We start from the raw sequence: 23,161 nt of genomic DNA, 5'->3' as shown, positions 1-23,161 counted from the left end.
GGGGGTGTCTGTGTGGGGTGTGTTTGTTGTTCGCCTCGGGGGGGGTTGGGGGGGGGGGTTTTGGGCGGGGGGGGGGGGGGGGGGGGCGGCCCCCCCCCCCCCCCCCGGTGCCGCTTCGCCCTCCCGCCCCTCCGACGACGTGATCAGGACCAGGGGTCTGACCAAGCGCTTCCGCGGCGGCCAGCTCGCCGTGGACGGGCTGGACCTGAGCGTCCCCCGGGGTTCGGTCTTCGGCTTCCTCGGTCCCAACGGCTCCGGCAAGACCACCACGATCCGGATGCTGATGGGCCTCATCGCCCCCAGCGCCGGGGTGGCGACGGTGCTCGGCGAGCCGATGCCGCAGTCGGTGGCCTCGGTGCTGCCCCGGGTCGGCGCCCTGATCGAGGGGCCGGCGCTGTACGGCTTCCTCTCCGGCCGGGACAACCTGGCCCGGTTCGACGCCGCCGATCCGACGTCCGACCCGCGCACCCGGAAGCTCCGGGTCGCCGAGGCGCTGGACCGGGTCGGCCTGGCCGCCGCGGCCGGCAAGAAGGCCCGGGCCTACTCGCTGGGCATGAAGCAGCGGCTGGGCCTGGCCTCGGCGCTGCTCCAGCCGCGCGAGCTGCTCGTCCTGGACGAGCCCACCAACGGCCTGGACCCGCAGGGCATGCGGGAGATCCGGGCGCTGATCCGGGAGGTCGCGGCCGAGGGCACCACGGTCTTCCTCTCCTCGCACCTGCTGGACGAGATCGAGCAGGTCTGCACCCATGCCGCGGTGATGTCGCGCGGCCGGCTGGTGGTGCAGGGCACCGTCGCCGAGCTGGCCGCCCGGGCCCGCGGCCGGCTGGTGGTGCGGACCCCGGACACCCACCGGGCCGGTGAGGTGCTGCTCGCCCACAAGGTCACCGAGGTCCGGATCGGCGAGGGCCGGGTGGACGGCGACGTCGCCTCGCTGGCCGAGGACGCGCTGCCCGGGCTGGTCGCGGCACTGGTCGCGGCGGACGTCCGGGTGCACGGCTTCGGCGTGGAGCGGGGCACATTGGAGGACGCCTTCGTGGCGCTGACCGGGGAGGGCTTCGATGTCGCGGGCTGAGGCGGTGCCGGCCCTCGCGGCCGTGGCGCCCGGGCGGCGGTCGCAGACGGCGGCCGGGTTCCTGGCGCTGTTCCGCAACGAGCTGCTGCTGACCTTCCGCCGGATGCGGACGATCGTGCTGCTCGGGATCGTGGCGGTGCTGCCGGTGCTGATCGGCGTGGTGGTCAAGATCAACACGGACGGGGCGCGCGGCGGCGAGGGCCCGGCGTTCATCGCCCAGGTCACCCAGAACGGCCTGTTCCTGGTGTTCACCGCGCTGGCGGTGGCGCTGCCGGTCTTCCTGCCGATGACGGTCGGCGTGGTCGCCGGGGACTCGGTGGCGGGCGAGGCGGCCACCGGCACCCTGCGCTACCTGCTGGTGGCGCCGGCCGGGCGGACCAGGCTGCTGGCCGCCAAGTTCACCGCCGGGCTGGCGTTCTGCCTGGCGGCGACGGTGACCGTCGCGCTCTCCGCGGTGATCGCCGGGACGGTGCTGTTCCCGGTCGGCGACGTCACGCTGATCTCCGGCGAGACCATCGGCCTGGGCGCGGCGCTGCTGCGGGCGGTGCTGGTGGCCGCCGTGGTGGCCGCCTCGCTGGCCGGGCTGGTCGCGATCGGCCTGTTCGTCTCGACGCTCACCGGCAGCGGCATCGCGGCGATGGCGGCCACCGTCGGCCTGGTGGTCACGGTGCAGATCCTGGACGCCTTCCCGCAGCTGCACGCGATCCAGCCGTTCCTCTTCACCCACCACTGGCTCACCTTCGGCGATCTGCTGCGGGAGCCGATGTACTGGGACGGGGTGCTGAAGAACCTCGGGCTGCAGGCCGCCTACGTGGCGGTGTTCGGCTCGGCGGCGTGGTCCCGGTTCACCGCGCGGGACATCACCGCCTGACCGGCACCGCGTCGGCGGGAGCGGTGCTCGAAGCGGCGGCCGTCCGGGCCCGGACGGCCGCCCGGTCGGCCCGGACCCGCCGCAGCGCGTCCCAGGTGAGCAGCGCGAGCGCCACCCACACCAGGGCGAAGCCGGCCCAGCGGGCGGGCGGCATCGACTCGTGGAAGACCGCGATGCCGATCAGGAACTGGAACACCGGCGCCAGGTACTGCAGCAGGCCGAGCACGCTCAGCGGCACCCGGACGGCGGCGGCGCCGAAGAGGAGCAGCGGGACGGCGGTGATCACGCCGCTGAGCACCAGCAGCCCGGTGTGCCCCCAGCCGTACTCGCCGGGCACGGTGTGCCCGAAGGTGCCGCGGCCGGAGACCTGCAGGTAGACCAGGTAGCCGAGCGCGAAGGGGAACAGGAAGGCGGTCTCGGCGGCCAGGCTCTCCAGCCCGCTCAGTCCGACCGTCTTCTTCAGCAGCCCGTAGGTGGCGAAGGAGAACGCCAGGGTCAGCGCGATCCACGGCAGCCGTCCGTAGCCGATGGTCAGCACCGCCACCGCGAGGACGCCGATGCCCACCGCCGCCCACTGGGCGGTGCGCAGCCGCTCCTTGAGCACCAGCACGCCGAAGGCGATGGTGACCAGCGGGTTGATGAAGTAGCCGAGGCTGGTCTCCACCACGTGCCCGGCGTTGACGCCCCAGATGTAGACGCCCCAGTTGACCGAGATCACGGTGGCGGCGGCGCCCAGCATGGCGAGCCGGCGGGGCTGGCGCAGCAGCGGGCGGATCCAGCCCCAGTGGCGCTGGACGATCAGCAGCAGGACGACCGCGACCAGCGACCAGACCATCCGGTTGGCCAGGATGTCGTCGGCGGCGCCGGGCTCCAGCAGCGGCCAGAAGAGCGGGAACAGGCCCCACATGCCGTAGGCCGCGAAGCCGTACCAGAGGCCGCGTCCGGCCTCGTGCTGGGTTGTCTCTGGCATGGCCCGTCCGCCCTCCGCACGCGCGAGTGTCGAGCCGACGGTAGCGGGCACGGCCGGGCCTGTCATCTCCGTATTCGGTTTTTGGTCATGACATCGCCCGCGGCTGGTGCCGCGGGCGATGTCACGACGGGGTGCCGGACCGGGGCTCAGGCGCCCAGGGCGGTCCGCACGCTCTGCGCCAGCGGGACGGTCGGGCGGCCGATCAGCCGGGCCAGGTCGCCCGGGGTGCCGGCCAGCTCACCGCGCGCGATGCCGGCGTCGACGTCGACCAGGATCCCCGCGAAGCCCTCCGGCAGGCCGGCGCCGACCAGGATCCGCAGGTGCTCCTCCGGCGTCACCGGGTGGAACACGACCGGCTTGCCCGAGGCGAGGGCCAGCTCGGCGGCCAGCTCCGGCAGGCTCCAGGCGGCGTCGCCGCTCAGCTCGTACACCGCGTTCTCGTGGCCCTCGCCGATGAGCACGGCCACCGCCGCGTCGGCGTAGTCACGGCGCGGGGCGGTGGCGATCCGGCCGTCCTCGCCGGCGCTGCCGACCACCGCGCCGCGCTCGACCGTGCCGGCCGCGTCGCCCAGGTAGTTCTCGGTGTACCAGCCGTTGCGCAGCAGGGCGAAGGGCAGCCCGGACTCGCGGATGAGGGCCTCGGTAGCCTTGTGCTCGTCGGCCAGCTTGAAGGTGGCCACACCCGGCGCACTCGTGTAGGCGAGCAGCGCGACCCCGACGGCGCGCGCCGCCTCGACCACGGCGGTGTGCTGCGGCATCCGGCTGCCGATCTCGCTGCCCGAGATGAACAGCACCCGGTCGCCCGCGGCGAAGGCGCCCGCCAGGCTCTCCGGGCGGTCGTAGTCGGCCACCCGCACGGTCACGCCGCGCTCGGCGAGGTCGGCGGCCTTCTCCGCGGAGCGGACGACCACCGCCACCTCACTCGCGGGGACCTTGGTCAGCAGCCCCTCGACGACGAGGCGGCCGAGCTGTCCGGTGGCTCCGGTGACGACGTACATGGTGCTGCTCCCTGATCCCTGAGGTGGCTGTCCGTTGGACTTCCGGCTTCGGAACTCACCTTAGGGACGGCACTAACCTTTCGTAAGTACGCACTTCAAAGTAGGGTACTGATATGCAGGTAATGAACACCGCGGCCCAGCTGCCCTCGGCCGGCGGCCCCGGCGCCCCGGCCGGCTCGCTGCCCCCGCCCGACGTCTTCGACCGGATGTGCCCGTCCCGGGGCGTCCTGGAACACGTCACCAGCCGCTGGGGCGTGCTGGTGCTCGGCGCGCTGCACGAGCGCGGCTACCGGTTCAGCGAGCTGCGCCGCCGGATCACCGGGGTGAGCGAGAAGATGCTCGCCCAGACGCTGCAGACGCTGGAGCGCGACGGCTTCGTCCTGCGCGAGGCCCACCCGGTCATCCCGCCCCGGGTCGACTACAGCCTGACCCCGCTCGGCCGGGAGGCCTCGCGGCTGGTCGCCGAGCTGGCGCACTGGACCGAGGAACGCGTCCCGGCCGTGCTGGCCGCCCGCGACGAGTACGACGCCCGGGGGCGCTAGACCGGCCCGTCCCCCTCCTGTCCTCGGCCCGGCGGCCGTGCCGGGCCCACGGGTACGGTCGGCACCATGACCACCGCCGACCCCGACCCGCTGCCGGGCACCGCCACCCCCGAGGCCGTCCGCCCCCGGGTGACCTGCCGCCGCTGCCACCGCCCCCTGCACGACCCGGAGTCGCGCATCCTCCGCCTCGGCCCCGAGTGCCGTGACCCGGCCGAGCGCGTCCCCCGCCACGAGGTCGACCAGGATCCGCTGCCGGGGCTGGGCTAGACGCGGACCGGAACGCACGGCGGCGCCCCCGGCCGGGAAGGGCCGGGGGCGCCGCCGTGCTCGCCGGCCGGACTCAGTCGACCGTCCAGGTGTCGCCGCCCGCGAGCAGCGCGGCCAGCTCGCCCGGGCCGCGGTCGGCGGTGGCGGTGGCCAGCTGGTCGGCCATCAGCTCGTCGTACACCGGGCGCCGGACGTCGCGCAGCACACCGATCGGGGTGTGGTGCAGGGTGTCCGCGTCGGCGATCCGGGAGAGCGCGAACGCCGTGGCCGGACCGGCCGCGTGGGCGTCGTGGACCAACAGCGCCGACTCGTTCTCCGCCGTGACGGCGTCGACGAACAGCTCGCCGTCGGCGCCGCGGAAGACGCCCCGGGCGCCGTCCGTGCCGAAGCGGACCGGCTGCCCGTGCTCCAGCCGGATCAGCGCCTCGTCCCGGGTGCCGGCCTCCTTCAGCACCTCGAACGCGCCGTCGTTGAAGATGTTGCAGTTCTGGTAGATCTCGACCAGCGCGGTGCCCTCGTGCTCGGCCGCCGCCCGCAGCACCGACTGGAGGTGCTGACGGTCGGAGTCGATGGTCCGGGCGACGAAGGTGGCCTCCGCGCCGATGGCCAGCGAGAGCGGGTTGAACGGCGCGTCCAGCGAGCCCATCGGGGTGGACTTGGTGATCTTCCCGAGCTCACTGGTCGGCGAGTACTGGCCCTTGGTCAGGCCGTAGATACGGTTGTTGAACAGCAGGATCTTCAGATTCACATTGCGGCGCAGCGCGTGGATCAGATGGTTGCCGCCGATCGACAGCGCGTCGCCGTCACCGGTCACCACCCAGACGCTGAGGTCCCGCCGGGAGGTCGCCAGCCCGGTGGCGATCGCCGGGGCGCGACCGTGGATCGAGTGCACCCCGTAGGTGTTCATGTAGTAGGGGAACCGGGACGAGCAGCCGATGCCGGAGACGAAGACGGTGTTCTCCCGCCTGATCCCCAGCTCCGGCATGAACGCCTGCACCGCGGCCAGGATCGCGTAGTCACCGCAGCCGGGACACCAACGCACCTCCTGGTCGGTCTTGAACTCCTTGGCGCTCTGCGGCGCCTCGGCCTTCGGGACCAGCTTCAACGAGGGGAACTTCTCGCTCATCGGTTGTCCTCCTCGTCCAGGGTGCCGATCGCCGCCCACAGCACGTCCGCCAACTGCGCCGCCTTGAACGGCAGTCCGCGCACCTGGTTGTAGGACTCGGCGTCCACCAGGTACTTGGCGCGCAGCAGCAGCGCCAGCTGGCCGAGGTTCATCTCGGGCACGATGACCTTGTCGTAACTCCGCAGCACCGTGCCGAGATCGGCCGGGAACGGGTTGAGGTTGCGCAGGTGCGCCTGCGCGATCCGGCCACCGTCCGCCCGGACCCGGCGGACCGCCGCGGTGATCGGGCCGTACGTCGAGCCCCAGCCGAGCACCAGCACCCGGGCCTCGCCGTCGGGGTCGTCGACCGCCGTGTCGGGCACCGTGATGCCGTCCACCTTGGCCTGCCGGGTGCGGACCATGAAGTCGTGGTTGGCCGGGTCGTAGGAGATGTTGCCGGTGCCGTCCTGCTTCTCGATGCCGCCGATCCGGTGCTCCAGGCCCGGGGTGCCGGGCAGCGCCCACGGCCGGGCCAGCGTCTGGGGATCGCGCAGGTACGGCCAGAACGCGCCGTCCTCGCGGTTCGGCGCGGTCGCGAAGTCCGGGTCGATCGCGGGCAGTTCGTCGACCTCCGGGATCCGCCAGGGCTCCGAGCCGTTGGCCAGGTAGCCGTCCGAGAGCAGGAAGACCGGGGTGCGGTAGGTGACCGCGATGCGGGCCGCCTCCAGGGCCGCGTCGAAGCACTCGGCCGGGGTGGCCGGGGCCACGATCGGCACCGGGGCCTCGCCGTTGCGGCCGAACATCGCCTGCAGCAGGTCGGCCTGCTCGGTCTTGGTCGGCAGGCCGGTGGACGGGCCGCCGCGCTGGATGTCCACCACCAGCAGCGGGAGTTCGAGCGAGACGGCCAGGCCGATGGTCTCGCTCTTGAGCGCCACGCCGGGGCCGGAGGTGGTGGTCACGCCGAGCGCGCCGCCGAAGGCCGCGCCGAGCGCCGCGCCGATGCCGGCGATCTCGTCCTCGGCCTGGAAGGTGCGCACGCCGAAGTTCTTGTGCCGGCTCAGCTCGTGCAGGATGTCCGAGGCCGGGGTGATCGGGTAGGAGCCCAGGTAGAGCGGCAGCCCGGAGCGCCGGGAGGCGGCGATCAGGCCGTAGGACAGCGCCAGGTTGCCGGAGATGTTGCGGTAGCGGCCCGGCGGCAGCTTGGCCGGCGGTACCTCGTAGGACACCGCGAAGGACTCGGTGGTCTCGCCGAAGTTCCAGCCGGCCCGGAAGGCGGTGATGTTGGCCTCGGCGATCTGCGGCTTCTTGGCGAACTTGGTGCGCAGGAAGGACTCGGTGCCGCGGGTCGGGCGGTGGTACATCCAGGACAGCAGGCCCAGCGCGAACATGTTCTTGGCGCGCTCGGCGTCCTTGCGGGCGAGCCCGCTCTCCTTGAGCGCCTCCAGGGTCAGCGTGGTGAGCGGCACCTTGTGCAGGTGGTAGCCCTGCAGCGAGCCGTCCGCCAGCGGGTCCGCGCCGTACCCGACCTTGGCCAGCGCGCGCTTGGTGAACTCGTCGGTGTTGACGATGATCTCCGCGCCGCGCGGGAGGTCGGGGAGGTTGGCCTTGAGGGCGGCCGGGTTCATCGCCACCAGGACGTTGGGCGCGTCACCCGGGGTCAGGATGTCGTGGTCGGCGAAGTGGAGTTGGAAGGACGAGACACCCGGCAGCGTTCCGGCGGGAGCGCGGATCTCGGCCGGGAAGTTGGGCAGGGTGGAGAGGTCGTTGCCGAAGGACGCCGTCTCCGAGGTGAAGCGGTCGCCGGTGAGCTGCATGCCGTCGCCGGAGTCCCCGGCGAATCTGATGATCACCCGGTCCAGCCTGCGGATCGGCTTGGTGCCCCGGGGCTGTGGACCGACCGGCGCGGCAGGGCCGGAGCGGCCCCCGTCGGGCCCGGTGCGGCCCTCGTCGCCGTCCGAGCCGTCCACTGCTTCTGACTGATCGACCTGACTGGTCACTGCCGCGGACCTCCTCGTGGGCACCAGCCGCGGGCGTGAGCCGTGTGCCCCCGTCCGCCTGGTGCACCTCTCGCATCCTATGCGGGTAAGGATTGCCTTGGACGGAACTCCCCGATGCGGCGGAAAATCACCGCCGAGCTCGCGAAAAACGCCGTGGACGACCAATTTCGGACCGTGGGGCGACAATTCGGTTCGAACACGAACGCACCGCTGGAACGGCCCGTCGGCGAGCCGGTCAGGAATTCAGATAAGTCAGCACCGCAAGGACCCGGCGGTGGTCCCCGGGGCTCTGCGCGAACCCCAGCTTCAGGAAGATGTTGCTGACGTGCTTCTCCACCGCGCCCTCGGAGACCACCAGCTGCTTGGCCACCGCGGTGTTGGTCCGGCCCTCCGCCATCAGCCCCAGCACCTCCCGCTCGCGCGGGGTCAGCCCGGCCAGCACATCACCCTTGCGGCTGCGGCTCAGCAGCTGCTGGACGACCTCCGGGTCCAGCGCGGTGCCGCCCTCGGCCACCCGGACCACCGCGTCCACGAACTCGCGGACCTCGGCGACCCGGTCCTTCAGCAGGTAGCCCACGCCACGGGTGGAACCGGCCAGCAGTTCGGAGGCGTAGCGCTCCTCGACGAACTGCGACAGCACCAGCACGCCGAGCTCCGGGAACAGGCCGCGCAGGGTGACGCAGGCGCGCAGGCCCTCATCGGTGTGGGTGGGGGGCATCCGCACGTCGGAGACCACCACATCGGGCAGCGCGCCGTCGGCGGCCAGATCGTGGATCGTCTTGACCAGCGCCTCGCCGTCCCCGACGCCGGCCACGACCTCCAGGCCGCGGTCGGTGAGCAGCCTGGTCAGGCCCTCCCGCAGCAGTACGGAGTCCTCGGCGATGACGACGCGAAGCATGGCGGCCTTCCGGATGGGCGGAGGTGCGGACACGGTGCTGACGGGTGTCAGTCTCCCCCATCCGCGCGCCCCTCGGGACCGTCGAGGCCATTTCGCCCGGCCCGCCCCGGCCCGGGCCGCCGCACCGTCACATGGTGCGGATGGCCACCGAGTCGCAGAGCGCCTGGAGCGCTTCCTTGGCCGGGCCGTCCGGCAGCGGGTCCAGCAGGGTGCGGGCCTCCTCGGCGTGCCGCAGGGTCTCCCGGCGGGCGTGCTCCAGCGCCGGGTGGCGGCGCAGCAGCCGCAGCGCCTCGGCGTGCAGCTCGTCGTCGGCGAGGTCCTTGCGGAGCAGCTCGCGCAGCCGGGTGTCCTCCGGATCGGCCGGGTCGGCGGGCATCTGGCGCAGCAGCAGGGTCGGCAGGGTCTCCACGCCCTCGCGCAGGTCGGTGCCGGGGGTCTTGCCGGACTCGTGGCCGTCGCTGGCGATGTCCAGTACGTCGTCGGCCAGCTGGAAGGCGATGCCGATCCGCTCCCCGAACGCGCTGAGGATGTCGATCACCCACGGCTCGGCGCCGGCCGCCAGCGCTCCTATCCGGCAGGAGACGGCGATCAGCGAGCCGGTCTTGCCGGCCAGCACGTTCAGGTAGTGGTCGAGCGGGTCGTCCTCCGGGCCGGGGCCGGCGGTCTCCAGGATCTGTCCGGTGACCAGCCGCTCGAACGCGTCGGCCTGCAGCCGGACGGCCTCCGGGCCGAGGTCGGCGAGCACCTGGGAGGCGCGGGAGAAGAGGAAGTCGCCGGTCAGGATGGCGACCGAGTTGTCCCAGCGCGAGTTGGCGCTGGGCGCGCCGCGTCTCACCGGGGCCTCGTCCATGACGTCGTCGTGGTACAGCGTGGCCAGGTGGGTGAGCTCGACGACGACGGCCGCCGGGACCACCCCGGGCGCGCCGGCGTCGCCGAACTGGGCGGCGAGCAGTACCAGCAGCGGGCGGAAGCGCTTGCCGCCGGCCTCGATCAGGTGGCTGGCGGTCACGGTGATGAACGGGACGTCACTCTTCACGGCGTCGGTGAGCGCGGTCTCCACCGCGTCCATCCCGGCCTGGACGTCGCGGGTCAGATCGCGGTCCTGCACGCTGAGCCCAAAGGGTCCCACGACGGTCACGAAGACCACTCCTCTGTCCCTGGTCGATCTAGCGGCCCGGTCCCTGAGTGCCGCCGCTGGCCATACAGGCAGGGTATCCGGTCGCGAGTGGATCACTGCACGGGCGTGCGGCTCTGTCGCGCCCGGGGCGTCCCCGCTGGCCAGCACGGATACCCGAACGGGGCGTCCGGGCCGCGCGGCGGGCGCGACCCGGACGGACGTCGGAGCGGTCGGCCCGGCCGCCGCCGGGGCGGTCGGCCGGGCCGTCGGAGCGCGTTCCGCGAGCGGTCCGCGGGCGGTCCGGGCGCGGTCCGTGGGTGCTCAGCCGACGAAGAACACGGCCTTCGAGGCGAGGTCCAGGAAGTACTGCGGCAGCAGTCCGAGGCCCAGCGTCACCAGGACGCCGACGCCGATCGCGGTCGCCGTGAAGGCGCTCGGGATGGCGACGGTCGGGCCGCCCGGCTGCGGGTCGGAGAAGAACATCAGCACGATGACCCGGATGTAGAAGAACGCCGCCACCGCCGAGCTGAGCACGCCGACGATCACCAGTGGGGTCGCCCCACCGGCCGCCGCGGCCTGGAACACCGCGAACTTCCCGGTGAACCCGGAGGTCAGCGGGATGCCCGCGAAGGCCAGCAGGAAGAGCGCGAACACCGCCGCGACCAGCGGGGAGCGCCGGCCCAGGCCGGCCCAGCTGGACAGGTGGGTGGCCTCGCCCTTGGAGTCGCGCACCAGGGTGACCACGGCGAACGCGCCGAGCGTCACGAAGGAGTACGCCAGCAGGTAGAACAGCACCGAGCCGACGCCCTGCCGGTTGCTGGCGATCACACCGGTGAGGATGAAGCCGGCGTGCGCGATCGAGGAGTAGGCGAGCAGCCGCTTGACGTCCTGCTGGGTGACGGCCAGGACCGCGCCGACCACCATGGTGAGGATCGCCACACCCCAGAGCACCGGCCGCCAGTCCAGCCGCAGCGCCGGGAAGGCCACGTAGAACAGCCGCAGCACGGCGCCGAACGCGGCCACCTTGGTCGCCGCCGCCATGAAACCGGTGACCGGGGTCGGCGCGCCCTGGTAGACGTCCGGGGTCCAGGCGTGGAACGGCACCGCGCCGACCTTGAAGAGCAGGCCGACCGACAGCATCGCCAGGCCCACCAGCAGCAGGGCGTCGTTCTGGGTCGAGGAGACCAGCGCCGGGGTGAGCAGCGCGTTGCCGGAGATGACGTCGGCGATCTCGCCGAGCCGCACGGTGCCCGCGAAGCCGTACAGCAGCGCGGTGCCGAACAGGAAGAACGCCGAGGCGAAGGCCCCGAGCAGGAAGTACTTGACCGCCGCCTCCTGGGAGAGCAGCCGGCGGCGCCGGGCCAGCGCGCAGAGCAGGTAGAGCGGGAGGGAGAAGACCTCCAGCGCGACGAACATGGTCAGCAGGTCGTTGGCCGCCGGGAAGAGCAGCATGCCGCCGACCGCGAACATGGTGAGCGGGAAGACCTCGCTGGTGGTGAAGCCGGCCCGGATCGCGCCGCGCTCCTGCTCGCCCCCGGGCGTGGCGGAGGCCTGGGCGGCGAACGCGTCGGCCGGCGCTCCCCCGGCCCTGGGCTCCAGCCGGCGCTCGGCGTAGGTCAGCACCGCGACCACCGAGACCAGCAGGATCACGCCCTGGAGGAACAGCGTCGGACCGTCCAGGGCCACCGAGCCCATCGCCACCGCGTCGACCTTGGTGGTGCCGTAGCCCTGGGCGGCGAGCACCAGGACGGCCACGAAGGCGCCGGCCAGACCGGTCAGCGCGGTCACCACCTGGGCCCAGTGCCGCAGCCGCCGGGGCAGGAAGGCCTCCAGCAGGATGCCGGTCACGGCGGCGCCGAACACCACCAGCATCGGCGAGAGCTGCCCGTACTCGATGTGCGGTACGGGAATGCTCTGGGTGCCGCCGGCGGCGGCGAGCCATCCGGTGCTGCTCACTTGTGCTCACCTCCTGAGCGGGCGGCCCCGTCCTGGCCGGACCCGTGGTCGGCGGCGACCGGGTGGGCCGGTGCCGGATCGGTCTGGTGGACCTGCGAGAGGGTCGCGTTCACCGCGGGGTTGACCAGGTCGGTGAGCGGCTTCGGGTAGACCCCGAGCAGCACGGTCAGCGCCATCAGCGGTGCCACCACCGCGAGTTCGCGGACCTTGAGGTCGATGATGGCGCCGACGCCCTCCTTGACCGGACCGGTCATGGTGCGCTGGTAGAGCAGCAGGGCGTACAGCGCGGCCAGCACGATGCCGAAGGTGGCGACGATGCCGATCGCCGGGTAGCGGGTGAAGGTGCCGACCAGGACCAGGAACTCGCTGACGAAGGGAGCGAGGCCGGGCAGCGAGAGGGTGGCCAGGCCGCCGATGAGGAAGGTGCCGGCGAGCACCGGGGCGACCTTCTGCACGCCGCCGTAGTCGGCGATCAGCCGGGAGCCGCGGCGGGAGATCAGGAATCCGGCCACCAGCATCCACGCGGCGGTGGAGATGCCGTGGTTGACCATGTAGAGGGTGGCTCCGCTCTGGCCCTGGCTGGTCAGCGCGAAGATGCCCATGATGATGAAGCCGAAGTGCGAGATCGAGGCGTAGGCGACCAGCCGCTTGATGTCCTTCTGACCGATGGCCAGCAACGCGCCGTAGATGATCCCGATCACCGAGAGGACCAGGATCGCCGGGGCGAAGGTCTTCGAGGCGTCCGGGAAGAGCCCGAGGCAGAAGCGGAGCATCGCGAAGGTGCCGACCTTGTCGACCACGGCGGTGATCAGTACGGCGGTGCCGGCGGTGGCCTCGCCCATCGCGTTCGGCAGCCAGGTGTGCAGCGGCCAGAGCGGGGCCTTGACCGCGAAGGCGAAGAAGAAGCCGAGGAACAGCGCCTTCTCGGCGGTGCCGCTGAACCGCAGCCGGCCGTCGGCGACCGCGCCGGTGAGGGTCTGCAGGTCGAAGGTGGCCAGGCCCTGGTCCTGCGCGATCACGTACAGACCGATCACGGCGGCCAGCATGACCAGGCCGCCGAGCAGGTTGTACAGCAGGAACTTGACCGCCGCGTAGGAGCGCTGACGGGCCGCATCGGGGCCGCCCGCCCGGTCGCCGAAGCCGCCGATGAGGAAGTACATCGGGATCAGCATGGCTTCGAAGAAGACGTAGAAGACGAAGACGTCGGTGGCGTAGAAGGAGACGATCACCATCGCCTCCACCGCCAGGACCAGCGCGAAGAAGCCCTGGGTGCGGCGCCTGTTCTCGAAGGTCCCCTCGGGCGCGGGGGCGGCCGGGTCGGCGTCGTGCCAGGAGGCGAGCAGCACGACCGGCACCAGGACGGCGGTGAGCAGGGCGAGCACGGCGCCGATGCCGTCCACGCCGAGCGCGAAGGTGATGCCGAAGGAGCGGATCCAGCTGTAGGACTCGGTGAGCTGGTAGCGCGCGCCGTCCGGGTCGAACCGCACGGCGACCGCGCCGGCCAGGGCCAGGGTGGCGGCGGAGAAGACCAGTGCCGCGGTCTTGGCGGTGCGCCGCCGGCCCTCGGTGGTCCCGGCCGGCAGGGCGGCGGTGACCACCGCACCGGCGGCCGGGACCGCGCAGGTGGCGGTGAGGAGGACGCTCATGCCTCGGCCTCCTGACGACGTGTGTAATCCGAGTGCATCAGACGGACCTCATCAGGAGAGTCGTGGCGACCAGCACCAGCGTGCCGCCGAACATGGAGAGCGCGTACGTGCGGACGTAGCCGTTCTGGATCCGCCGCAGCCGGCTGGAGACGCCGCCGATGGTGGCGGCCAGGCCGTTGACGAAACCGTCCAGGCCGCGGCTGTCGAAGTAGACCAGGGCGGCGGTGAGCGCCGAGCCGGGTCGGACCAGGACGGCGTGGTTGAAGTCGTCCTGGAGGAGGTCGCGGCGGGCGGCCCGGGTGAGCGGGGAGCCGTAGGGCGGCACCACCGGGACGGCGGAACGGCCGTACATCAGGTAGGAGAGCGCGACGCCGAGCACCATGCAGGCACTGGTGAGCAGGGTGACCACCAGCGGGGCGAGCGGGGAGTTCCCCTCCTCGTGGCCGGTGACCGGCTCCAGCCAGGTGAGGAAGGAGCTGTTGAACGCGAACAGCCCGCCGGCGAACACCGAGCCGAACGCCAGCAGGACCATCGGGATCGTCATGGTCCGCGGCGACTCGTGCGGGTGCGGGTCGTTGCCCTGGGCGTCCGGCTGCCAGCGCTTCTCGCCGAAGAAGGTCAGGAGCATCACCCGGGTCATGTAGAACGCGGTGACCGCGGCGCCGGTCAGCGCGCACAGGCCGAGGATCCAGCCCTCGGTGCCGCCCTTGGCGAACGCCGCCTCGATGATCTTGTCCTTGGAGAAGAAGCCGGACAGGCCCGGGAAGCCGATGATGGCCAGGTAGCCGAGGCCGAAGGTCACGAAGGTGACCGGCATGTACCTGCGCAGGCCGCCGTAGTGACGCATGTTCACCTCGTCGTTCATGCCGTGCATGACCGACCCGGCGCCGAGGAACAGCCCGGCCTTGAAGAAGCCGTGGGTCACCAGGTGCATGATCGCGAAGGCGTAGCCGATCGGGCCGAGGCCGGCCGCGAGGATCATGTAGCCGATCTGCGACATGGTCGAGCCGGCCAGGGCCTTCTTGATGTCGTCCTTGGCGCAACCGACGATCGCACCGAAGAGCAGGGTGACCGTGCCGACCACCACGACGGCGGTCTGGGCGTCCGGCGCCAGGTTGAAGATCGCCCCGGAGCGGGTGATCAGATAGACGCCGGCGGTGACCATGGTGGCCGCGTGGATCAGCGCGGAGACCGGGGTCGGGCCCTCCATCGCGTCCCCGAGCCAGGACTGCAGCGGCACCTGCGCGGACTTGCCGCAGGCGGCGAGCAGCAGCATCAGCCCGATCGCGGTCAGCTTGCCCTCGCTCGCGCTGCCGGCGGTGGCGAAGACCGGCTCGAAGGCGAAGGAGCCGAACTCGACGAACATCAGCATGATCGCGATGGACAGGCCCAGGTCACCGACGCGGTTGACGATGAACGCCTTCTTGGCGGCCGTCGCGGCGCTCGGCTTGTGCTGCCAGAAACCGATCAGCAGGTACGAGGCGAGGCCCACGCCCTCCCAGCCGAAGTACAGCAGCAGGTAGTTGTCGGCGACCACCAGCAGCAGCATGGCCGCCAGGAAGAGGTTGAGGTAGGCGAAGAAGCGGCGCCGGCGCTCGTCGTGCTGCATGTAGCCCACCGAGTAGAGGTGGATGAGCGTGCCGACGCCGGTGATCAGCAGGACGAAGGTCATCGAGAGCTGGTCGAGCTGGAAGGCGACGTCGGCCTGGAAGCCGTTCACCGGGATCCAGCTGAACAGGTGCTCGGTGACGGCGCGTTCCTCGGCGTCCCGGCCCAGCATGGACGAGAACAGCGCGAGGCCGAAGCCGAAGGACAGTGCGGCGAGCGCGGTGGCCAGCCAGTGGCCGAACCGGTCGAAGGCCCGGCCACCGAGCAGCAGCAGGGCGGCGCCGGCCAGCGGGGCCGCGACCAGCAGCGGAATGAGAGAGTTCACCGAGGCCCTCCGCCTACAGCTTCATCAGGTTGCTGTCGTCGACCGAAGCGGAGTGCCTGGTCCGGAAGATCGAGACGATGATCGCGAGGCCGACCACGACCTCGGCCGCCGCGACCACCATGGTGAAGAACGCGATGATCTGGCCGTCCAGGTTGCCGTGCATCCGGGAGAAGGTGACCAGCGCCAGGTTGGAGGCGTTGAGCATCAGTTCGACACACATGAACAGGACGATCGCGTTCCGCCGGATCAGCACGCCGGAGGCGCCGATGGTGAACAACAGGGCGGAGAGATAGAGGTAGTTGACCGGATTCACTCCGCCCCCTCCTCGTCGTGGTCGGACGCCGGGCGGTTCGCCGGCGCCTTGTGGTTGGCGGCCACCGGCTCCAGCGCCTGGCGCGGGCCGGTCACCGGCGGGCGCTCGGACGGCGGGCGGCCCAGCCAGTCGGCGGTGCTGGACTCCAGCTCGGCCATCCGCGCCAGCATCTGCTGGCTGACGTCGCGGATCTGGCCGCGCTCGCGCAGGGTCGCCATCACCGAGTCCTCGGCGATCGAGCCGTCCGGCAGCAGGCCCGGGATGTCCACCGCGTTGTGCCGGGCGTAGACGCCGGGCGCGGGCAGCGGCGGGACCTGCAGGTTGTCGGCGACCCGCTGGGCGGCCAGCTCGCGCTGGGTCTTCGGGGCCTTCACGTGCTCACGGTGGGTCAGCACCATGGCGCCGATCGCGGCCGTGATCAGCAGCGCGCCGGTGACCTCGAAGGCCCACACGTACTTGGTGAAGATCAGCCGGGCCAGGCCCTGGACGTTGCCCTCGGCGTTGGCCTCGCCGAGGCCGGCGAAGGTGTGCAGCCTGGCGTTGGCGATCCCGGCGACCAGCAGCACGCCGAAGCCGAGGCCGCAGACCACGGCGGCGAACCGCTGGCCCTTCAGCTGTTCCTTCAGCGAGTCCGCGCTGGTCACGCCGACCAGCATCACCACGAACAGGAAGAGCATCATGATCGCGCCGGTGTAGACGACGATCTGCACCACGCCCAGGAACACCGCGCCCTGGGCCATGTAACAGACCGCCAGGGCGAGCATGGTGGCGGCCAGGCAGAGCGCGCTGTGCACCGCCTTCCTCATCAGCAGCATCCCGAGGGCTCCGCCGACGGCGATCACCGCGAGCACCCAGAACTGGACGGCCTCGCCGGTGGAGGTCGCGCCGGTGACGGCGGCGAGGGTGGCGGGGGCGGCGGTCACGACTGCGCCTCCTTCTCCCGATCGGTGCGTTCCTGCTGCTCGGTGCCCGGCGCCGCCGCGGTGATCTCGCCGCGGTAGTACGCGCCCTCGTCGGCGCCCGGGAAGATCGCGTGCGGGGTGTCGACCATGCCCTCGGAGAGGCCGACCAGCAGCTGCTCCTTGGTGAAGATGAGGTCCTTGCGGGAGGAGTCCGCGAGCTCGTACTCGTTGGTCATGGTGAGCGCCCGGGTCGGGCAGGCCTCGATGCACAGGCCGCACAGGATGCAGCGGGCGTAGTTGATCTGGTACACCGCGCCGTACCGCTCACCGGGCGAGTAGCGCTCCTCCTCCCGGTTGTCCGCGCCCTCGACGTAGATGGCGTCGGCCGGGCAGGCCCAGGCGCACAGCTCGCAGCCGATGCACTTCTCCAGGCCGTCCGGGTGCCGGTTGAGCTGGTGGCGGCCGTGGAAGCGCGGGGCGGTGGGCTTCTTCTGCTCCGGGTACTGCTCGGTGAGCCGCTTCTTGAACATGGCCTTGAAGGTCACGCCGAAGCCGGCGGCCGGTCCGAGGATGGACGGCTTCTCGGCCCGTTCGGGCCGGTCGGTCCGGCGGTTCTGGTCGGACGACATCTCGGTTCAGCTCCCTTCGGAATGGTCGGCCCCGTTGAGGGCGTCCTGGAGTTGCTTCGGGGCGCGGCTGGGCCGGCGCGGGACCTGCGGGAGCTGCTGGCCGGGCAGTGGCGGCACCGGGTAGCCGCCGGCCATCGGGTCGAACTCCCCGCTCGGCGCGCCGTCCACGGGTTCCGGCCGGCGCTTCACGACGTCCCGCAGCAGGCCGAGCAGCAGCAGCGCGCCGACCGGGGCACCGACGTAGAGCACCACCTCGCCGAACCCGTAGCCCTCGTTGCGCAGCGCCCGGACGGCGGCCACCATCACCAGCCAGACCAGCGAGACCGGGATCAGCACCTTCCAGCCGAGCTTCATGAACTGGTCGTAGCGGAACCGGGGCAGGGTGCCGCGCAGCCAGATGAAGAAGAACAGCAGCAGCTGGATCTTGAGGGTGATCCAGAGCATCGGCCACCAGCCGTGGTTGGCGCCCTCCCAGAAGGTGGAGACCGGCCAGGGGGCCCGCCAGCCGCCCAGGAACAGGGTGGAGGCGACGGCCGAGACGGTGACCATGTTGACGTACTCGGCCAGCATGAACATCGCGAACTTCAGCGAGGAGTACTCGGTGTTGAAGCCGCCGACCAGCTCGCCCTCGGCCTCCGGAAGGTCGAACGGCGCGCGGTTGGTCTCGCCGACCATCGCCACGATGTAGACGATGAACGACACCGGCAGCAGCACCGCGAACCAGGTCGGCTGCTGCGAGGAGACGATCTCCGAGGTGGACATCGAGCCGGAGTAGATGAACACCGCCGCGAAGGACAGGCCCATCGCGATCTCGTAGCTGATCATCTGGGCCGAGGAGCGGAGGCCGCCGAGCAGCGGGTAGGTCGAACCGGAGGACCAGCCGGCCAGCACGATGCCGTAGATGCCGACCGAGGCGGTGGCCAGGATGTACAGCAGCGCCACCGGGAAGTCGGTCAGCTGCATCGGCGTCCGGGTGCCGAACACCGACACCTCGTTGCCGGCCGGGCCGAAGGGGATCACCGCGAAGGCCATGAACGCCGGGATGGCGCAGACGATCGGGGCCAGGATGTAGACCGCCTTGTCGGCGCCCTTGACCACCAGGTCTTCCTTGAGCGCCAGCTTCACGCCGTCGGCGAGCGACTGCAGCATGCCCCACGGGCCGTGCCGGTTGGGCCCGATGCGTAGCTGCATCCAGGCCACCACCTTGCGCTCCCAGACGATCGCCACGAGGACCGTGCCGACCAGGAAGGCGAAGCAGAACACCGCCTTGAGCAGGACCAGCCACCAGGGGTCGCGGCCGAAGAACCCGAGCGTCTCGTACACGGCGAGGTCGTACCCGGCGAGCGGGTGCGCGGTGGGGTTCACTTCTCCTCCTCGTCGGACTCGACGCCCTGCGCCGGGGCGATGGTGACCAGGTGGCCGGTGGTGGTGCCGAGCGTGCGGTGGGCACCGCCCGGGGTGGAGTTGAGCGGGATCCAGACCGTGCGGTCCGGCATCTCCTTGCCGATCTCCAGCGGCAGGGTGACCGAGCCGGACGGGCCGGTCAGCCGCAGCGCGGGGGCTCCCACCGCGTCGATCTCCTCGGCGGTGGTCGGCGAGATCCGGGCGACGGCGCGGTGCCGGGTGCCGGCCAGGTGCGGATCGCCCTGCTGGAGCGAGCCGCGATCGAGCAGCAGGCGCCAACCGGCCAGCACCGCCTGGCCGGTGGCCGGGCGGGGCAGCACACCGGGGTGGGCGGCCGGGGCGGCCGGGCGCGCGCCGGTCCAGGGCGTGAACCGGTCCAGCTCCAGCCGGGCGGCGCGGACGTCGGGCAGGCCGAGCCGGTGGCCCAGCGCGTCGGCGAGCATGTTCAGCACCCGCAGGTCCGGGTGCAGATGACGGCCCATCTGCTGGTCCGGCTTGAGCGCGGCCTCGAACATCCGCACCCGGCCCTCCCAGTCCAGGAAGGTGCCGGCCTTCTCGGCGACCGCGGCCACCGGCAGCACCACGTCGGCGCGGGCGGTGACGGCGGACGGGCGCAGCTCCAGCGAGACCACGAACGGGACGGCCGCCAGCGCCTCCTCGGCCGCCGCCGGGTCGGGCAGGTCCTCCGGGTCGAGGCCGCCGACCAGCAGCGCGTCGAGTTCGCCGCGGGCGGCGGCGGCCAGGATCCCCGCGGTGTCCCGGCCGGTCCCCTCGGGCAGTCCGGGCACGCCCCAGGCTGCGGCGGCCTCGGCCCGGGCGGCCGGAGCGGTGACCGGGCGGCCGCCCGGCAGCAGGCCGGGCAGCGCGCCCGCCTCGACCGCGCCGCGCTCGCCGGCCCGCCGCGAAATCCAGGCGAGCCGGGCGCCCGTGGCGTGCGCGAGGCGCAGCGCGGCGGTGAGCGCGCCGGGGGCGGCGGACGCCCGCTCCCCGACCAGGATCACCGCGCCGGGGGTGCGCAGCAGTTCGGCGGCGCGGCCGGCCTCGTCGTTGAGCGGCTCGTCGGCGGCGAGCGCGGCCAGCCACTCGGCCTCGGTGCCGGGGGCGGCGGGCAGCAGCGATCCGTGCAGCTTGGCCAGGCCGCGGGAGGCGTGCGCGGCGACCGAGAAGACCGGCAGCCCGCGGTTGCGGTTGGCCTTGCGCAGCCGCAGGAAGACGATCGGCGACTCCTCCTCCGGCTCCAGGGCCACCAGCAGCGCCACCGGCGCGGCCTCCAGGTCCTGGTAGGTCACGCCCTCGCCGCTGACGTCCACGCCCTGCCCGGCGACCGCGGCGGCCAGGAAGTCCGCCTCCTCGGCGCTGTGCGGGCGGGCCCGGAAGTCCACGTCGTTGGTGCCGAGCACCACCCGGGCGAACTTGGCGTAGGCGTAGGCGTCCTCGACGGTGACCCGGCCGCCGGTGAGCACGCCGGTGCGGGCCTCGCGCAGTCCCTCGGCGGCCCGGGCCAGCGCCTCCGGCCAGGAGGCGGCGACGAGTTCGCCGTCCCGGCGGACCAGCGGGGCGGTGATCCGGTCGCGCTGCTGGGCGTAGCGGAACGCGAACCGGCCCTTGTCGCAGTTCCACTCCTCGTTGACCGCCGGGTCCTCGCCGGCCAGCCGGCGCAGCACCTTGCCGCGCCGGTGGTCGGTGCGCTGGGCGCAGCCGGAGGAGCAGTGCTCGCAGACGCTCGGCGAGGAGACCAGGTCGAACGGGCGGGAGCGGAAGCGGTAGGCCGCCGAGGTGAGGGCGCCGACCGGGCAGATCTGGATGGTGTTGCCGGAGAAGTACGACTCGAAGTCGTCGCCCTCGCCGGTGCCGACCTGCTGCAGGGCGCCGCGCTCGACCAGGTCGATGAACGGGTCCCCGGCGATCTGCTGGGAGAACCGGGTGCAGCGGGCGCAGAGCACGCAGCGCTCCCGGTCCAGCAGCACCTGGCTGCTGATCGGCACCGGCTTCTCGTAGGTGCGCTTCATCCCCTCGAAGCGGGAGTCCGCGTCGCCGGTGGACATCGCCTGGTTCTGCAGCGGGCACTCGCCGCCCTTGTCGCAGACCGGGCAGTCCAGCGGGTGGTTGATCAGCAGCAGCTCCATCACACCGCGCTGGGCCTTCTCGGCGACCGGCGAGCTGAGCTGGGTGCGGACCACCATGCCCTCGGCGACCGGGATGGTGCAGGAGGCGACCGGCTTGCGCTGGCCCTCGATCTCGACGATGCACTGCCGGCAGGCGCCGGCCGGGTCGAGCAACGGGTGGTCGCAGAAGCGCGGGACCTGGGTGCCGATCTGCTCGGCGGCCCGGATCACCAGGGTCCCCTTGGGGACCCGCACTTCGACGCCGTCGATGGTGAGCGTGACCAGCTCGACCGCGGCCTGGCCGCCCTGGGAGGTGGACGGTTCTGTGATCGTCACGCGTGCACCTCCCTTTCGGTGGCGGACTGGTGGCCGGGGCGGGGGCCGTCGGCCCAGACGGTGGAGGCGGCCGGGTCGAACGGGCAGCGGCGCTCCGCGAGGTGCTGCTCGTACTCGGCCCGGAAGTGCTGGAGCGAGGAGACGATCGGGCTGGCCGCGCCGTCGCCCAGGGCGCAGAAGGACTTGCCGTTGATGTTGTCGGCGATGTCGAGGAGCTTCTCCAGGTCGCCCTCGGCGCCCTGGCCGGCCTCGATCCGCTTGAGCAGCTGGACCAGCCAGTAGGTGCCCTCGCGGCAGGGGGTGCACTTGCCGCAGGACTCGTGGGCGTAGAACTCCGTCCAGCGGGTGACCGCGCGCACCACGCAGGTCGTCTCGTCGAAGACCTGCAGGGCCTTGGTGCCGAGCATCGAGCCGGCCGCGCCGACGCCCTCGTAGTCGAGCGGAACGTCGAGGTGCTGGTCGGTGAACATCGGGGTGGAGGAGCCGCCCGGGGTCCAGAACTTGAGCCGGTGGCCGGGGCGGATGCCGCCGCTGATGTCGAGCAGCTGGCGCAGCGTGATGCCGAGCGGGGCCTCGTACTGGCCGGGGTTGGTGACGTGGCCGGAGAGCGAGTAGAGCGTGAAGCCGGGGGACTTCTCGGTGCCCAGGCCCTTGAACCAGGCCTTGCCTCGGGCCAGGATCGGCGGCACCGAGGCGATCGACTCGACGTTGTTGACCACGGTCGGGCAGGCGTAGAGGCCGGCGATGGCCGGGAACGGCGGGCGCAGCCTCGGCTGGCCGCGGCGCCCCTCCAGCGAGTCGAGCAGAGCCGTCTCCTCGCCGCAGATGTACGCGCCGGCGCCGGCGTGCACGGTGATGTCCAGGTCGAGGCCGGAGCCGAGGATGTCCCGGCCGAGCAGCCCGGCCTCGTAGGCCTCGGCCACGGCCGCCTGGAGCCGGCGCAGCACCGGGACGACCTCGCCGCGCAGGTAGATGAAGGCGTGGTCGCAGCGGATCGCGTAGGACGCGATGATCATGCCCTCGATCAGCGAGTGCGGGTTGGCGAACAGCAGCGGGATGTCCTTGCAGGTGCCCGGCTCGGACTCGTCCGCGTTGACCACCAGGTAGTGCGGCTTGCCGTCGTTCTGCGGGATGAACTGCCACTTCATGCCGGTGGGGAAGCCCGCGCCGCCGCGGCCGCGCAGTCCGGCGTCCTTGACCAGGGCGATCACGTCGTCCGGGGGCATGGCGAGGGCGGTGCGCAGGCCCTCGTACCCGGCGTGGCGGCGGTAGGTGGCCAGGCTCCAGGGCCGGGTGTCGTCCCAGGAGGCGGACAGTACGGGGGTGAGCAGCTTCTCGGCCGGCTCGGCGGAGGTCATCACGCTTCACTCCCTTCCTGGCCGGTGCCCTCGTGGCGGGGGGAGACGACGCGGGTGCCACCGGTGCCGGGCAGGGCCTCGCCGCGGGCCAGCCGCAGGCCGGCCAGCGAGGGGGCGCCGCCGGCGCCCGACTCGTCGACGGCGCCGGGGCGCTCGTCGGGGAAGCCGGCCAGGATCCGGGCGGTCTCCTTGAAGGAGCAGAGCCGGGCGCCGCGGGTGGGAACGGCCTCCCGGCCCGCGCGCAGGTCGTCGACCAGCCGCTTGGCGCTCTCCGGCGTCTGGTTGTCGAAGAACTCCCAGTTGACCATCACCACGGGTGCGTAGTCGCAGGCCGCGTTGCACTCGATGTGCTCGATCGAGATCCGGCCGTCCTCGGTGGTCTCGTTGTTCGCGATCCCGAGGTGCTCCTGGAGCTCGGCGAAGATCTGGTCGCCGCCGAGCACCGCGCACAGGGTGTTGGTGCAGACCCCGACGTGGTACTCGCCGGCGGGCCGGCGCCGGTACATGGTGTAGAAGGTGGCGACGGCGGTGACCTCGGCGGTGGTCAGGTCGAGCTGCTCGGCGCAGAACCGGATGCCGGTCGGGCTGACGAAGCCCTCCTCGGCCTGCACCAGGTGCAGCAGCGGCAGCAGGGCGGACCGGGCCACCGGGTAGCGGCCGATCAGCTCCGCGGCGTCGGCGGCCAGCCGGGCGTGCACCTCCTCGGGGTACGGCCTGGCCGGCAGTGCCGGCATCCCCAGTT

General features: G+C 72.2%; 20 protein-coding genes. 4 read left to right on the top strand and 16 right to left on the bottom strand.

The genetic code is table 11. The features are described from left to right. Positions 1-139: 139 nt before the first annotated feature. Entirely contained in the window at positions 140-1,072 is a 933-nt protein-coding gene (locus ACFVUH_RS28275) for an ABC transporter ATP-binding protein (protein WP_387916104.1), read from the top strand. After that, complete coding sequence (locus ACFVUH_RS28270) at positions 1,059-1,943, top strand: ABC transporter permease (RefSeq protein WP_387916102.1); 885 nt, start codon at positions 1,059-1,061, stop codon at positions 1,941-1,943. Before ACFVUH_RS28275 ends, ACFVUH_RS28270 begins: the two co-directional genes overlap by 14 nt. Here ACFVUH_RS28270 and rarD read toward each other — a convergent pair. Then, entirely contained in the window at positions 1,933-2,913 is a 981-nt protein-coding gene (gene rarD / locus ACFVUH_RS28265; protein ID WP_387916100.1) for an EamA family transporter RarD, read from the bottom strand. The genes ACFVUH_RS28270 and rarD overlap by 11 nt on opposite strands. Positions 2,914-3,059: 146 nt before the next feature. Next, a complete protein-coding gene (locus tag ACFVUH_RS28260; RefSeq protein WP_387916099.1) occupies positions 3,060-3,911 on the bottom strand; it encodes an SDR family oxidoreductase in 852 nt (283 codons plus the stop codon). A gap of 122 nt (positions 3,912-4,033) precedes the next feature. On the opposite strand from ACFVUH_RS28260, the gene ACFVUH_RS28255 reads away from it, so the two are divergent. Together ACFVUH_RS28255 and ACFVUH_RS28250 are read left to right on the top strand one after the other, a co-directional pair. Then, positions 4,034-4,453, top strand: coding sequence for a winged helix-turn-helix transcriptional regulator (locus tag ACFVUH_RS28255; protein WP_387916161.1), 420 nt, complete (start codon positions 4,034-4,036; stop codon positions 4,451-4,453). A 66-nt stretch (positions 4,454-4,519) separates the two neighbouring features. Then, positions 4,520-4,720 carry a DUF6011 domain-containing protein gene (locus ACFVUH_RS28250; RefSeq protein ID WP_355370366.1) on the top strand — a complete coding sequence of 67 codons (201 nt, stop codon included), beginning with the start codon at positions 4,520-4,522 and terminating at the stop codon, positions 4,718-4,720. A 73-nt stretch (positions 4,721-4,793) separates the two neighbouring features. On the opposite strand, the gene ACFVUH_RS28245 is transcribed toward ACFVUH_RS28250, so the two are convergent. The 14 genes from ACFVUH_RS28245 to nuoE form a co-directional block, all read right to left on the bottom strand. Further along, positions 4,794-5,846: a 2-oxoacid:ferredoxin oxidoreductase subunit beta gene (locus ACFVUH_RS28245; protein ID WP_387916097.1), complete on the bottom strand. Its 1,053-nt coding sequence runs from the start codon at positions 5,844-5,846 to the stop codon at positions 4,794-4,796. Beyond that, positions 5,843-7,822, bottom strand: coding sequence for a 2-oxoacid:acceptor oxidoreductase subunit alpha (locus ACFVUH_RS28240; protein WP_387916095.1), 1,980 nt, complete (start codon positions 7,820-7,822; stop codon positions 5,843-5,845). The genes ACFVUH_RS28245 and ACFVUH_RS28240 overlap by 4 nt, the downstream gene beginning before the upstream one ends. A 235-nt stretch (positions 7,823-8,057) precedes the next feature. Then, the gene (locus ACFVUH_RS28235) at positions 8,058-8,720 is read right to left on the bottom strand and encodes a response regulator transcription factor (protein ID WP_355374376.1); all 663 of its coding nucleotides are present in this window, start codon (positions 8,718-8,720) and stop codon (positions 8,058-8,060) included. 127 nt (positions 8,721-8,847) lie between these two features. Continuing rightward, positions 8,848-9,858 (bottom strand): polyprenyl synthetase family protein, encoded by a 1,011-nt coding sequence (locus ACFVUH_RS28230; protein ID WP_355374374.1) that lies wholly within the window; start codon positions 9,856-9,858, stop codon positions 8,848-8,850. Positions 9,859-10,158: 300 nt separating this feature from the next. Then, a complete protein-coding gene (gene nuoN / locus ACFVUH_RS28225; protein WP_355374371.1) occupies positions 10,159-11,793 on the bottom strand; it encodes an NADH-quinone oxidoreductase subunit NuoN in 1,635 nt (544 codons plus the stop codon). Next, positions 11,790-13,439 carry an NADH-quinone oxidoreductase subunit M gene (locus tag ACFVUH_RS28220; protein WP_387916093.1) on the bottom strand — a complete coding sequence of 550 codons (1,650 nt, stop codon included), beginning with the start codon at positions 13,437-13,439 and terminating at the stop codon, positions 11,790-11,792. Before ACFVUH_RS28220 ends, nuoN begins: the two co-directional genes overlap by 4 nt. A 37-nt stretch (positions 13,440-13,476) precedes the next feature. Then, positions 13,477-15,372, bottom strand: a complete 1,896-nt coding sequence (gene nuoL / locus ACFVUH_RS28215) for an NADH-quinone oxidoreductase subunit L (protein WP_387916091.1) — start codon at positions 15,370-15,372, stop codon at positions 13,477-13,479. A 13-nt stretch (positions 15,373-15,385) separates the two neighbouring features. Further along, entirely contained in the window at positions 15,386-15,685 is a 300-nt protein-coding gene (nuoK, locus tag ACFVUH_RS28210) for an NADH-quinone oxidoreductase subunit NuoK (protein ID WP_030300898.1), read from the bottom strand. Continuing rightward, on the bottom strand, positions 15,682-16,608 hold the full coding sequence (locus ACFVUH_RS28205) for an NADH-quinone oxidoreductase subunit J (RefSeq protein ID WP_355374363.1): 927 nt from the start codon (positions 16,606-16,608) through the stop codon (positions 15,682-15,684). Before ACFVUH_RS28205 ends, nuoK begins: the two co-directional genes overlap by 4 nt. Then, on the bottom strand, positions 16,605-17,216 hold the full coding sequence (gene nuoI, locus ACFVUH_RS28200; protein ID WP_355374361.1) for an NADH-quinone oxidoreductase subunit NuoI: 612 nt from the start codon (positions 17,214-17,216) through the stop codon (positions 16,605-16,607). Before nuoI ends, ACFVUH_RS28205 begins: the two co-directional genes overlap by 4 nt. A gap of 6 nt (positions 17,217-17,222) precedes the next feature. Continuing rightward, complete coding sequence (gene nuoH / locus ACFVUH_RS28195; RefSeq protein ID WP_387916090.1) at positions 17,223-18,581, bottom strand: NADH-quinone oxidoreductase subunit NuoH; 1,359 nt, start codon at positions 18,579-18,581, stop codon at positions 17,223-17,225. Continuing rightward, entirely contained in the window at positions 18,578-21,061 is a 2,484-nt protein-coding gene (locus tag ACFVUH_RS28190; RefSeq protein ID WP_387916088.1) for an NADH-quinone oxidoreductase subunit G, read from the bottom strand. Before ACFVUH_RS28190 ends, nuoH begins: the two co-directional genes overlap by 4 nt. Beyond that, a complete protein-coding gene (nuoF, locus tag ACFVUH_RS28185; RefSeq protein WP_387916087.1) occupies positions 21,058-22,419 on the bottom strand; it encodes an NADH-quinone oxidoreductase subunit NuoF in 1,362 nt (453 codons plus the stop codon). Before nuoF ends, ACFVUH_RS28190 begins: the two co-directional genes overlap by 4 nt. Then, positions 22,419-23,153, bottom strand: a complete 735-nt coding sequence (nuoE, locus tag ACFVUH_RS28180) for an NADH-quinone oxidoreductase subunit NuoE (protein WP_355374388.1) — start codon at positions 23,151-23,153, stop codon at positions 22,419-22,421. The genes nuoF and nuoE overlap by 1 nt, the downstream gene beginning before the upstream one ends. Positions 23,154-23,161 lie beyond the last annotated feature (8 nt).

The organism is Kitasatospora sp. NPDC058032 (assembly GCF_042885845.1).
GTDB lineage: Bacteria > Actinomycetota > Actinomycetes > Streptomycetales > Streptomycetaceae > Kitasatospora.
Note: the sequence above shows the minus strand (reverse complement) of the source record. Positions and strands in the feature narration are given on the sequence as shown.

Bases quoted from the DNA above. Each gene is read 5' to 3' on its own strand.
- ACFVUH_RS28270 (WP_387916102.1), top strand. From the start codon at position 1,059: ATGTCGCGGGCTGAGGCGGTGCCGGCCCTCGCGGCCGTGGCGCCCGGG.
- rarD (WP_387916100.1), bottom strand. From the start codon at position 2,913: ATGCCAGAGACAACCCAGCACGAGGCCGGACGCGGCCTCTGGTACGGC.
- ACFVUH_RS28260 (WP_387916099.1), bottom strand. From the start codon at position 3,911: ATGTACGTCGTCACCGGAGCCACCGGACAGCTCGGCCGCCTCGTCGTC.
- ACFVUH_RS28255 (WP_387916161.1), top strand. From the start codon at position 4,034: ATGAACACCGCGGCCCAGCTGCCCTCGGCCGGCGGCCCCGGCGCCCCG.
- ACFVUH_RS28250 (WP_355370366.1), top strand. From the start codon at position 4,520: ATGACCACCGCCGACCCCGACCCGCTGCCGGGCACCGCCACCCCCGAG.
- ACFVUH_RS28245 (WP_387916097.1), bottom strand. From the start codon at position 5,846: ATGAGCGAGAAGTTCCCCTCGTTGAAGCTGGTCCCGAAGGCCGAGGCG.
- ACFVUH_RS28235 (WP_355374376.1), bottom strand. From the start codon at position 8,720: ATGCTTCGCGTCGTCATCGCCGAGGACTCCGTACTGCTGCGGGAGGGC.
- ACFVUH_RS28220 (WP_387916093.1), bottom strand. From the start codon at position 13,439: ATGAGCGTCCTCCTCACCGCCACCTGCGCGGTCCCGGCCGCCGGTGCG.
- nuoI (WP_355374361.1), bottom strand. From the start codon at position 17,216: ATGTCGTCCGACCAGAACCGCCGGACCGACCGGCCCGAACGGGCCGAG.
- nuoF (WP_387916087.1), bottom strand. From the start codon at position 22,419: ATGACCTCCGCCGAGCCGGCCGAGAAGCTGCTCACCCCCGTACTGTCC.
- nuoE (WP_355374388.1), bottom strand. From the start codon at position 23,153: ATGCCGGCACTGCCGGCCAGGCCGTACCCCGAGGAGGTGCACGCCCGG.